At 65.1% G+C, this 11967-nt stretch carries 11 protein-coding genes; all 11 read left to right on the plus strand.

Annotated features, from left to right (window positions below; genetic code table 11):
- Window positions 1-11 precede the first annotated feature (11 nt).
- The 11 genes from cbiE (at window position 12) to urtE (ending at window position 11966) form a co-directional block, all read left to right on the plus strand.
- On the plus strand, window positions 12-1220 hold the full coding sequence (cbiE, locus tag IFT75_RS16275; RefSeq protein ID WP_192055710.1) for a precorrin-6y C5,15-methyltransferase (decarboxylating) subunit CbiE: 1209 nt from the start codon (window positions 12-14) through the stop codon (window positions 1218-1220).
- Window positions 1213-2310 carry a cobalt-precorrin-5B (C(1))-methyltransferase gene (locus IFT75_RS16280; protein WP_192055711.1) on the plus strand — a complete coding sequence of 366 codons (1098 nt, stop codon included), beginning with the start codon at window positions 1213-1215 and terminating at the stop codon, window positions 2308-2310. The genes cbiE and IFT75_RS16280 overlap by 8 nt, the downstream gene beginning before the upstream one ends.
- Entirely contained in the window at window positions 2307-3029 is a 723-nt protein-coding gene (locus tag IFT75_RS16285) for a cobalt-precorrin-6A reductase (RefSeq protein ID WP_192055713.1), read from the plus strand. Before IFT75_RS16280 ends, IFT75_RS16285 begins: the two co-directional genes overlap by 4 nt.
- Before the next feature lie 183 nt (window positions 3030-3212).
- Complete coding sequence (locus IFT75_RS16290; protein WP_446731079.1) at window positions 3213-3695, plus strand: copper chaperone PCu(A)C; 483 nt, start codon at window positions 3213-3215, stop codon at window positions 3693-3695.
- A 4-nt stretch (window positions 3696-3699) separates the two neighbouring features.
- On the plus strand, window positions 3700-4134 hold the full coding sequence (locus IFT75_RS16295; protein ID WP_192055715.1) for a DUF2946 domain-containing protein: 435 nt from the start codon (window positions 3700-3702) through the stop codon (window positions 4132-4134).
- Window positions 4135-4358: 224 nt separating this feature from the next.
- Window positions 4359-5720: a PepSY-associated TM helix domain-containing protein gene (locus tag IFT75_RS16300; RefSeq protein ID WP_192055717.1), complete on the plus strand. Its 1362-nt coding sequence runs from the start codon at window positions 4359-4361 to the stop codon at window positions 5718-5720.
- A 453-nt stretch (window positions 5721-6173) separates the two neighbouring features.
- Window positions 6174-7439: an urea ABC transporter substrate-binding protein gene (urtA, locus tag IFT75_RS16305; RefSeq protein WP_122480324.1), complete on the plus strand. Its 1266-nt coding sequence runs from the start codon at window positions 6174-6176 to the stop codon at window positions 7437-7439.
- 222 nt (window positions 7440-7661) lie between these two features.
- The gene (gene urtB / locus IFT75_RS16310; protein WP_192055718.1) at window positions 7662-9227 is read left to right on the plus strand and encodes an urea ABC transporter permease subunit UrtB; all 1566 of its coding nucleotides are present in this window, start codon (window positions 7662-7664) and stop codon (window positions 9225-9227) included.
- The gene (urtC, locus tag IFT75_RS16315) at window positions 9227-10306 is read left to right on the plus strand and encodes an urea ABC transporter permease subunit UrtC (protein ID WP_192055721.1); all 1080 of its coding nucleotides are present in this window, start codon (window positions 9227-9229) and stop codon (window positions 10304-10306) included. The genes urtB and urtC overlap by 1 nt, the downstream gene beginning before the upstream one ends.
- A complete protein-coding gene (gene urtD / locus IFT75_RS16320; protein ID WP_192055723.1) occupies window positions 10303-11163 on the plus strand; it encodes an urea ABC transporter ATP-binding protein UrtD in 861 nt (286 codons plus the stop codon). The genes urtC and urtD overlap by 4 nt, the downstream gene beginning before the upstream one ends.
- Window positions 11164-11267: 104 nt before the next feature.
- On the plus strand, window positions 11268-11966 hold the full coding sequence (gene urtE / locus IFT75_RS16325; RefSeq protein WP_122480328.1) for an urea ABC transporter ATP-binding subunit UrtE: 699 nt from the start codon (window positions 11268-11270) through the stop codon (window positions 11964-11966).
- The last annotated feature ends 1 nt before the right edge of the window (window position 11967 follow it).

The raw sequence follows: 11967 nt of genomic DNA on the forward strand, positions 1-11967 counted from the left end.
GAGGAATATTCATGTCGGCCTGGCTGACCCTGGTAGGTATCGGTGAAGACGGATTTGCGGGCCTGGGCAAACAGGCGCGACGTGCGTTGTTGAGCGCGCGGCGCATCGTCGGCTCGCCACGCCAGCTCGAACTGCTGCCGCGCTGTATCGTCGGTACCCGCGTCGCCTGGCCCAGTCCGTTCAGCCTCGATGCGGTACTGTCCGAGCCCGGCGAGGCGGTCTGCGTGCTGGCCAGCGGTGATCCGATGCTCTATGGCGTCGGCGCGAGCCTGGCGCGGCAGGTCCCGGCTGCGCAGATGCACGTATTGCCCTCGCCGTCCTCCTACTCTCTGGCCGCTGCTCGTCTGGGCTGGGCCCTGCAAGACGTGGTGACCCTGTCGGTGGTCGCCCGTCCGGTCGCGGCGCTCGCCGCGCACCTGTACAGCGGCCAGCGCCTGTTGGTCTTGAGCAACGATGGGGCAAGCCCGCAAGCCGTTGCACGGTCGCTGCGCGAGCGCGGCTTCGGTGCCAGCCGCATGACCGTGCTCGAACACCTGGGGGGGCCCGGCGAACGTCGTATCGACGGTACCGCCAACGATGACTTCAGCGAGATCGCCGCGCTCAACCTGATCGCCCTCGAATGCCAGGCAAGCCCGGACGCTCCGCGGCTGTCTCCCCTGGCCGGCCTGCCCGACACTGCCTTTCGCCACGATGGCCAACTGACCAAGCGTGACATTCGCGCGGTGACCCTGGCACGCCTGGCACCCCAGCCGGGCGAGTTGCTGTGGGACGTCGGTGCCGGCTGTGGCTCGATCGGCATCGAATGGATGCGTGCCCACCGCAGTTGCCGCGCCATCGCGGTCGAATCCGACGAGGGCCGCCAGGCCTTGATCGAACACAACCGCGATGCCCTCGGCGTGCCGGGCCTGCAGCTGGTGCGCGGTCGGGCGCCTCAGGCCCTGGCCGAGCTGGCCACGCCCGACGCGATCTTCATCGGCGGTGGCGTCACCCGCGAAAACGTCCTGGCCGACTGCTGGGCGGCGCTCAAACCCGGTGGCCGTCTGGTGGCCAACGCGGTCACGCTGCAAAGCGAACTGGCGCTGGTGCAGTGGCGCGAGCACCACGGCGGCGAACTGACCCGCCTGCACATTGCCCAGGCCTGCCCGTTGGGCGAGTTCGACACCTGGCGCCAAGCGTTGCCGATCACCCTGCTCGAAGCGGTCAAACCCCTCGATGCGTGAAGAAACAGCGGAACAGCCGGCACCACTGCGCAGCGGCCTGACCACCGGCAGTTGCGCCACGGCCACCAGCCTGGCCGCCGCGCGCCTGTTGCTCGGCGGTGGCGCCAGCGATGCGGTGCATATCGTGTTGCCCAAGGGCAAGCAGGTGTCGATGCGCCTGGAGTTCTGCCGGCTGAATGCCGACGGCGCTGAAGCCGGTACGCTCAAGGATGGCGGCGATGATCCGGATGTGACCCACGGCGCCTTGCTGTACACCCAGGTGCGTCTGCTCGATGAGCCCGGCATCCATTTCGTGGCTGGCGTCGGCGTAGGCACGGTCACCCGGCCAGGGCTGGTGCTGGGTGTCGGTGAGCCGGCGATCAATCCGGTGCCGCGGCGGATGATCGGCGAGCACCTGGTGCGCTTGGCCGAGGAACATGGCTACGGCGGCGGCTTCGAGGTTACCGTCAACGTCGAGAACGGCGCTGGCCTGGCGCTCAAGACCATGAACCCGCGCCTGGGCATCCTCGGCGGGCTGTCGATCCTGGGCACCAGCGGTATCGTGCGGCCGTTCTCGTGCGCCGCTTACATCGCTTCCATTCATCAAGGTATCGATGTGGCGACCACCAACGGCTACCGGCACATCGCCGCGTGCACCGGCAACGCCAGCGAGGACACCATGCGCCAGGTCTACGCGTTGCCCGAGATCGCCCTGATCGAGATGGGCGACTTCGTCGGTGCGGTACTCAAACACCTGCGCAAGGTGCCCGTGGACAAACTCAGCCTGTGCGGCGGTTTCGGCAAGATCAGCAAGCTGGCGGCCGGACACATGGACCTGCACAGTCGTCATTCGAGTATCGATCTTGCACAGCTGGCGGGTTGGGCCAGCGACGTCGGCGCAGGCAGTGACCTGCAAACGCGGATTCGCGCGGCCAACACCAGCCAGCAAGCCTTGGCCCTGGCCCATGCCGAGGGCGTGAAGCTGGGCGATGAGGTCTGCCGCCATGCCTGGCAATTCGCTCGCAGCGTGGTACAGGATCGGGTTCAGGTGGAGGTGTTCGCCATCGATCGCCAGGGCGGGATCGTCGGGCAGGCGGGGGTGAGTCCATGAAGCGCATCCTGCTGCTGGGTGGCGTGACCGAGGCCCTGGCGATCGCGCGGACCCTGGGGCCTGAACATGTCTACAGCCTGGCGGGCGTGGGCCGCGTGCCGACCGACCTGCGCTGTCAGGTGCGCGTCGGTGGGTATGGCGGTGCCGAAGGGCTGGCAGCCTACATTCGTGGCGAGGGCATTACGCTGCTAGTGGACGCGACTCATCCCTATGCGGCGCAGATCAGCGCCAATGCGGCGAAGGCGGCGGGCGTGGCCGGCATCGAGTGCTGGGCCTTGCGCCGTCCGGCCTGGGCGCCTCAGGCGGGTGACGACTGGAGAGAGGTGGTCGACTGGACTGAACTGGTGCAGGCGCTGGCACCGTTCCAGCGACCACTGTTTACCCTGGGTCGCGAACCTCTGCAGCACCTCCACGAGATCCCGCCGCATCAGCATTGGACCCTGCGGGCGCTGGACCCCTACCCAGGCACGGCGCAATGCGAGGTCATCGGCGCCCGTGGTCCCTTTTGTCTGGACGACGAACGCGTTTTGTTTGCCAGCCGCCGGATCGACGTGCTGGTCAGCAAGAACAGCGGCAGCGGCGCGACCGAACCCAAGCTGCAGGTGGCGCGGGAGATGGGGTTGCCGGTGTTGGTGCTCAAGCGCCCGGCGCTGCCCGCGGTGGATCGCATGTTCATGGATGCGGCCTCATTGCTGGTGCAGATGAATCGCGGCGCCTGATGACGCGGCTTGCGCCGCTGCTACAGGGTATTGCGGTGCCTGATGACGCGGCTTGCGCCGCTGCTACAGGGTATTGCGGTGCCTGATGATGCGGTTTGCGCGGTGGACCAGATTTATTTGGTATGCCGCCGACGCGGCTCGCGCCGCTGCTACAATGGCGGCTTTCGTATCGGGGTGTCTGCGATGAAAAGGTTCTGGTCTGCCTGTGTGCTCATGCTGCTCGCTGCCGCCGCGCAAGGCGACGTCCGTCAATACAAGGCGGGTGACCTGCTCATCGTCGAACCCTGGTCCCAGGAACTGCCACCCGGCTCGCCGACAGCGGCGGTGTACTTCGAGCTGCGCAACCGCGGGCTCGACGACGACACGCTGACCAGCGTCGACACGCCCATCGCCGCAGAGGCGCAGTTGCATCAGCACATCAACCAGGACGGCATGATGAAAATGCAGCAGGTCCAGGGTGTCACCGTTCCGGCGAGCGGCCACGCGGTCTTCGCGCCGATGGCGTTTCACGTGATGCTGCTGGATCTCAAGCTGAGCAGCCCATTGCAGGCCGGCCAGCACTTTCCCGTGACGCTGCACTTTGCCAAGGCCGGTGATTTCGTGGTGGAGGTACAGGTGCTCAAGCAGGCGCCCGCGCAGGAAGAGACCACCGAGCATGCGCATTGACTGAATGAATGCGCTGAGCGCCAAACGCCCTCCTTCCACGCCGTCTGCCAAGGCGCGCGCCAGCTGGATCAGCCTGTTCGCGATGCTGATGATATTCATCGGCCCGCTGATTTCCCAATCCATGCCGATGGACCACAGGATGTCCGGCGTGGCGCTGGGCAGCGCCATGCCCGCCATCGACATGCCCGCCATGGACCACGCAGCTCACGGCGAGCACCATGGCAGCGGCGCGAGCGGCGGCGACCTGCACGCACTGATGGAAAAGTGCGGTTACTGCAGCCTGTTCTTCCATTGCCCAGCGCTGCCTCAGGCGCTGGCCATTGCGGGGGCGAATGCGCAGCGCCCGCACAGTGTATTCATGGCCGAGCCCCGCGCGGGGCACGCTACACAGGCGGTGTTCCTCGGCGCGCGCACGCGAGCGCCGCCTGCGTTGGTTTGAGCTTCCACGCCAAACATACACACGCTTGTGCGTTGTCAACGCGGGCCTCTTCGCGGGTAGAAGGCTCGCCGCCCGCCCCGCTCCCACAGTGGGCGTTGCTGATCCTGCGAATGTCTTCGCAGGCAAGGCTCGCTCCCGCGCGGGAGCGCGGTTGACCTGTGGAAGGGGACGGGCAGCGCATGGGGCCTTGTTGAGTACACGATAAGTCGGAACACGCCTTCTCCATGAAAACCTCTTTCTACAACCTTGCCTGGCGTTGGCATTTCTACGCCGGGCTGTTCGTCGCGCCGTTCATGATCCTGCTCGCGCTGACCGGAATCATTTACCTGTTCAAGCCACAGCTGGACCCTTGGATGTACCGTGACCTGCTGGTGGTGCCGGTGGCCGAGCAGCGCCTGAGCGCCGATGAATTGCTGGTGCGAACCCACAACGCCTACCCGCGTGGTGCCATCGGCCAGTACCTGCCGCCCAGCACCGCCGAGCGCAGCGCTCAGTTCGTGGTCCATGCCGATGGCCGCGAACTGAATGTATTCGTCAATCCCTACACCGGCGAATGGCTGGGCGCGCAGGATGCCAAGTGGAACCTGCAGGCGGTGGCCAGGGCGCTGCACGGCGAATTGATGATCGGCACCCTCGGCGACCGGCTGATAGAGCTGGCCGCCGGCTGGGGCATTGTGCTGGTGATCTCCGGCCTGTACCTGTGGTGGCCGCGCGGCACCGCGGCCAGCGGCGTGCTCTGGCCGCGCTGGCGCAGCCGTGGCCGGGCGCTGTGGCGCGATGTCCATGCGGCAGTCGGTTTCTGGGGCGCGGCGTTGCTGCTGGTCATGCTGCTCAGCGGCATGACCTGGACCGGTTTCTGGGGCAAGCAGTATGCCCAGCTGTGGAACCAGTTCCCTGCCGCCATGTGGAACGATATGCCCACCTCCGACGAGCAGGCTGGCAAACTCAACCAGGCCCACCGGCAGACCGTGCCGTGGGCCATGGAACACACGCCGATGCCACAGTCCAGCGGCGCGCATGCCGAACACATGGCTCATGGCGAGCACGTGCATGCCCCGGCGGCGCCGCAGATCAGCCTGCAGAGCGTGGTCGATACAGCGGCGCGATTGCAGGTGGAGCCGGGCTACAGCATCACCTTGCCGACCACCGCGAGCGGCGTGTTCACCGTGGCGGTATTCGCCGACGACCCACGCAACGACGCGACCCTGCACATCGATCAGTACAGCGGTCAGGTTCTGGCCGATGTGCGCTGGGCACAGTACGGCCTGATCGCCCGTGCTACCGAAACCGGCGTGATGCTGCACGAGGGCAAGATGTTCGGCCCGGTCAATCAGATCATCGTGTTGCTGGTGTGCCTGATGATCCTGCTCAGTTCGGTCAGCGGCCTGGTGATCTGGTGGAAGCGCCGGCCACAGGGCAAGCTCGGTGTACCGCCGCTGCGCCATGATCTGCCGCGATGGAAGGTGGCGGTCGGGGTGATGGTTGCGGTGGGCGTGCTGTTTCCGCTGGTGGGCCTGTCCCTGCTGCTGGTGTGGGTGGCGGATCGGGTGCTGCTGCGGGTGCGGCCTTCGGTCGAAGCTGTCTGAGTCATCCTGCATACATCTGCGGTGCGCCCGGACGCGGCTCGCGCCGCTGCTACAGGGGATTCACGGTCCCCGTAGCAGCGGCGCAAGCCGCGTCGGCGGTGCACCCATTCCCGTAGCAGCACCGCAAGCCGCGTCGGCGGTGCACGCGATCCCGTAGCAGCACCGCAAGCCGCGTCGGCGGTGCGCGCAATCCCGTAGCAGCGGCGCAAGCCGCGTCGGCGGTGCACGCGATCTGCCTGATGGGTCGCGCAAGTAGTCCGGCGCACCAATACCACTCAACCCTGCGCACCATCCTGCCAGTCGAGCACCAGCACGGTGCGCGCCGCTGCGTTGCCTTACCTCAACCGGCACGTATTGCGCCCCTGCGCGACTCCGGCACACCCCTTGCAATACTCCAGCGAGAAGTCCCCACCTGCCGCACCGGAACGACATTCCGTACATGGAGATTGCACAATGAAGCGTCGTAGCTTGATCAAGGCGTTCACCCTTTCCGCATCGATCGCTGCCATGGGTTTGTCCTGGACGATCCAGGCTGCCGAGACCATCAAGGTCGGCATCCTGCATTCGCTGTCTGGCACCATGGCTATCTCGGAGACTTCGCTGAAAGACATGGCCTTGATGACCATCGACCAGATCAACGCCAAGGGTGGCGTCAATGGCAAGATGCTCGAGGCGGTGGTGGTGGACCCGGCGTCCAACTGGCCGTTGTTTGCCGAGAAGGCACGGCAGTTGATCACTCAGGACAAGGTGGCCGTGGTGTTCGGCTGCTGGACGTCGGTGTCGCGCAAGTCGGTGCTGCCGGTCTTCGAAGAACTCAACGGCCTGCTGTTCTACCCCGTGCAGTACGAGGGTGAGGAGATGTCGCCGAACGTGTTCTACACCGGTGCGGCGCCCAACCAGCAGGCGATCCCGGCGGTCGAATACCTGATGAGCGAAGACGGTGGCGCGGCCAAGCGCTATTTCCTGCTGGGCACCGATTACGTCTACCCACGCACCACCAACAAGATTCTGCGCGCCTTCCTGCACTCCAAGGGCGTCGCCGACAAGGACATCGAAGAGGTCTACACCCCGTTCGGTCACTCGGACTACCAGACCATCGTCGCCAACATCAAGAAGTTCTCGGCAGGCGGCAAGACTGCGGTCATCTCCACCGTCAACGGCGACTCCAACGTGCCGTTCTACAAGGAACTGGCCAACCAGGGCCTGAAGGCCACCGACGTACCGGTGGTGGCCTTCTCGGTCGGCGAAGAAGAGCTGCGCGGCATCGACACCAAGCCGCTGGTGGGCAACCTGGCGGCATGGAACTACTTCCAGTCGGTGGAGAACAAGGAAAACACCAAGTTCGTTGCTGACTGGAAAGCCTACGCCAAGGCCAAGAACCTGCCGAACGCCGGCACCGTGGTCACCAATGACCCGATGGAAGCGACCTACGTGGGCATCAACATGTGGGCACAGGCCGCCAACCAGGCCAAATCCACCGATGTCGACAAGGTGCGTGAGGCCATGGCCGGGCAGACCTTCGCCGCGCCGTCGGGCTACACGCTGACCATGGACAAGACCAACCACCACCTGCACAAGCCGGTGATGATCGGCGAGATCGAGGACAACGGTCAGTTCAACGTGGTGTGGCAGACCAAGGAGCCGATCCGCGCCCAGCCATGGAGCCCGTACATTCCTGGCAACGACAAGAAGCCGGATCATGCGGTGAAGAGCAACTGATCCACGTGGCCGCGAAGGGGCGGCGCGGTGCGTCTGGTAGACCGCAGCGCTCTCTTCGCGGCCGATGACCGCTCCTACGGTGGACCGCGAGTTTTCTGTAGGAGCGGTCTATGGCCGCGAAGGGCTATCGCAGTGCAGCTGATAGACCGCAGCTTTTTTTTCGCGGCCGATGACCGCTCCCACAAAGGGGGCGGGTGTTGCCTTCAATTCAAAGGACTTGCCATGTCCCTCATCAAATTCTTCACCGCTGTCGTTCTGCTCTTGCCCATGGTGGCGAGCGCCAACGACGCCAGTGATTTTACCGGTGCTTCATCCGCCGAGCAGGTTCGACTGCTGGAAGCCTGGGCTGCGCAGCCCGAGCCGGCGCGGATGGCTTTGCTCACCGCCCTTCAGGACGGCCGAGTGGCGGCCGATGCCGAGAAAAAACCGTTCATCGAAACCAATGGCCAGATGACTCCTGCCGACGGCACTGCCGCGGCCATCGAACCGGTGCGCAAGTTGCGCCTCAACAACCGTCTGCGCGGCCTGGTGGACACCGCCCTGGCCAGCCACCAACTACTGAGCAACGATGCTCAGGTACGCTTGGCCGCCGCGCAGCAACTGCAACGCTCGGCGCAGCCCAGCCAACTGCCACTGCTCGACCGGCAGACCGCCGGTGAACAGGACGAAACGGTGAAAACCGCCTTGACCCTGGCCCTGGCCAATCTGCAACTGGTCGATCCCGAACCTGCCGTGCGCCTGGCTGCGGTACGCCTGCTGGGTGAAACCGGCGAGCCACTGGCGCGCACCCGTCTGGAAAACCTGTTGGCGCCCGGTGTCGAAGCGGACACGGCGGTGCGCACCGCTGCCGAGACCAGCCTGGTTCAAGTGAAGCGCAAGCTGATGATCGGCGACATCCTGGGGCAGGCCTTCAGCGGCATGTCCCTGGGTTCGATCCTGCTGCTGGCCGCCCTGGGCCTGGCGATCACCTTCGGCCTGCTTGGTGTGATAAACATGGCCCATGGCGAGATGCTCATGCTCGGCGCCTACTCCACCTACGTCGTGCAGATGCTGGTCCAGCGCCTGGCGCCAGGCGCCATCGAGTACTACCCGCTGATCGCGCTGCCCGTGGCCTTCTTCGTTACCGCTGTGATCGGCATGGTGTTGGAACGCACCGTCATCCGCCACCTGTACGGACGCCCCCTGGAAACCCTGCTGGCGACCTGGGGTATCAGCCTGATGCTGATCCAGGCGATTCGCCTGATCTTCGGTGCGCAGAACGTGGAAGTGGCCAACCCGGCCTGGCTCTCCGGCGGCTGGCAGGTGCTGCCCAACCTGGTGCTGCCGTACAACCGCATCGTGATCATCGCTTTCGCCCTGTCCGTGGTGGTGCTGACCTGGCTGCTGCTGAACAAGACCCGCCTGGGCCTGAACGTGCGCGCCGTGACCCAGAACCGCAACATGGCAGCCTGCTGCGGCGTGCCCACCGGCCGCGTCGACATGCTTGCCTTCGGCCTGGGCTCGGGCATTGCCGGCCTGGGTGGCGTGGCGCTGAGCCAGATCGGCAACGTCGGCCCCGACCTGGGGCAGAGCTACATCATCGATTCCTTCCTGGTGGTGGTACTGGGCGGCGTCGGCCAACTGGCCGGCAGCGTGTCCGCCGCGTTCGGCCTGGGCATCGCCAACAAGATCCTGGAACCGCAGATCGGTGCGGTGCTCGGCAAGATCCTGATCCTCGCGCTGATCATTCTGTTCATCCAGAAACGTCCGCAAGGCCTCTTCGCACTGAAAGGACGGGTGATCGACTGATGAACCAGCCATTGATGCTCACTGCTGCGCAGAAAGCCGGGCCGAAAGTGACCCTCGCCATCGGCGTCGTGATCCTGTCGATCCTCATCGCCCTGCCGCTGCTGTCACTGCTGCCGACCAGCAACGGCTTGCAGGTCTCGGCCTACACCCTGACCCTGGTCGGCAAGATCCTCTGCTATGCCATCGTCGCCCTGGCGCTGGACCTGGTCTGGGGCTACGCCGGCCTGCTGTCGCTGGGCCACGGGCTGTTCTTCGCCCTGGGCGGCTATGCCATGGGCATGTACCTGATGCGTGAGGCGGCCGGTGACGGCTTGCCGGCGTTCATGACGTTTCTGTCGTGGACCGAGCTGCCCTGGTTCTGGGTGGGTACCGAGCATTTCCTCTGGGCCATGTGCCTGGCGGTATTGGCCCCAGGCTTGCTGGCACTGGTGTTCGGTTTCTTCGCCTTCCGTTCGCGGATCAAGGGCGTGTACTTCTCGATCATGACCCAGGCACTGACGTTCGCCGGCATGCTGCTGTTCTTCCGCAACGAGACGGGTTTCGGCGGCAACAACGGCTTCACTAACTTCCGCAGCATCCTGGGCTTCAGCATCACCTCCCAAGGTACCCGTGCCGTGCTGTTCCTGCTCACCGTGGCGCTGCTGGTTCTGAGTCTGTACGTGGGCTGGCGCCTGGCGCGCAGCAAGTTCGGCAGGGTGTTGACCGCACTGCGCGACGCCGAGAACCGCTTGATGTTCTGCGGTTACGACCCGCGCGGTTTCAAGCTGTTCGTCTGGGTGCTCAGCGCGGTGCTGTGCGGCCTCGCCGGGGCGCTGTACGTGCCGCAGGTCGGCATCATCAACCCCAGCGAGATGTCGCCGACCAACTCCATCGAGGCCGCCGTCTGGGTAGCTCTGGGCGGACGCGGCACGCTGATCGGGCCACTGCTGGGTGCAGGCATCGTCAACGGCATGAAAAGCTGGTTCACCGTGGCATTCCCCGAATACTGGCTGTTCTTCCTCGGCGCGCTGTTCATCATCGTGACCTTGTACCTGCCCAAGGGCGTGATCGGCCTGCTGAAGAAAAGGGGTGAACAATGAGAATCACCGCGACCGCCGAGTTCATGCTCGAACCGGTGCTGGACCCCAACAGCGACGCCGGCACCAGCCGCGATGCCATCGGCCTGGGCCAGGCCAGCGGACCGGGGCTGAACACCCGCCACGGCACCATCCTGACCCTGGAGGACATCAGCGTCAGCTTCGATGGTTTCAAGGCGTTGAACGACCTCAACCTGTACATCGGCGTGGGCGAACTGCGCTGCATCATCGGCCCCAACGGCGCGGGCAAGACCACGCTGATGGACGTCATCACCGGCAAGACGCGTCCCACCGCGGGCAAGGCCTGGTTCGGCGAAACCCTGGACCTGACCCACATGAGCGAGGTGCAGATCGCCCAGGCCGGCATCGGCCGCAAGTTCCAGAAGCCGACCGTGTTCGAAGCCTTGAGTGTGTTCGAGAATCTGGAGCTGGCGCAGAAGACCGACAAGTCGGTCTGGGCCAGCCTGCGTGCGCGGCTGAGCGCCGAGCAGCATGAGCGCATCGTCGACGTGCTGGAGACCATTCGCCTGAGCGCGTCGATCGATCGCCCGGCAGGCTTGCTGTCCCACGGCCAGAAGCAGTTTCTGGAAATCGGCATGCTGCTGGTGCAGGACCCTCAGCTGTTACTGCTCGATGAGCCGGTGGCGGGCATGACCGATGCCGAAACCGAATTCACCGCCGAACTGTTCAAGACCCTCGCCGGCAAGCACTCATTGATGGTGGTCGAGCACGACATGGGTTTCGTCGGCTCGATTGCCGACCATGTGACGGTGCTGCATCAGGGCAGCGTGCTGGCCGAAGGGTCGCTCGAGGCGGTGCAGGCCGATGAGCGGGTGATCGAGGTTTATCTGGGGCGTTGAGGTCCGTTCGCGGCCGCTGACCGCTCCTACGGTAATCGACCGTGGGAGCGGTCAGCGGCCGCGAAGAAGCCCGCCCGGACACTGCAAGAACAAGGACAAAACCTATGCTGCAAGTCGACCAGCTTCACCAATACTACGGCGGCAGCCACATCCTGCGCGGCCTCTCGTTCGCTGTGAACATCGGCGAAGTGACCTGCCTGCTGGGGCGTAACGGCGTCGGCAAGACCACCCTGCTCAAGTGCCTGATGGGCCTGATTCCGGCCAAGCAAGGCAGCGTGGCCTGGGAAGGCAAGCCGATCACCGCCTTCAAGCCACACCAGCGGGTGCATGCAGGCATCGCCTACGTGCCCCAGGGCCGCGAGATTTTCGGCCGCCTGACGGTCGAGGAAAACCTGCTGATGGGGCTGTCACGCTTCCCCGGCAGTGAGGCACGCGAAGTGCCGGCGTTCATCTACGAACTGTTTCCGGTGCTGCTGCAGATGAAGCACCGCCGCGGTGGCGATCTGTCCGGCGGGCAGCAGCAGCAACTGGCAATCGGCCGGGCGCTGGCCAGCCGGCCACGGCTGCTGATCCTCGACGAGCCCACCGAAGGCATCCAGCCGTCGGTGATCAAGGAGATCGGCGCGGTGATCAAGCAATTGGCCGCGCGCGGCGACATGGCGATATTGCTGGTCGAGCAGTTCTATGATTTCGCCGCCGAACTGGCCGATCAGTACCTGGTCATGTCGCGCGGTGAAATCGTTCAGCAGGGTCGGGGTGAAAACATGGAATCGGAGGGTGTACGCGGCCTGGTAACCATTTAAT

Origin of the sequence: Pseudomonas sp. CFBP 8758 (assembly GCF_014841725.1) — a bacterium.
Lineage (GTDB): Bacteria > Pseudomonadota > Gammaproteobacteria > Pseudomonadales > Pseudomonadaceae > Aquipseudomonas > Aquipseudomonas baltica.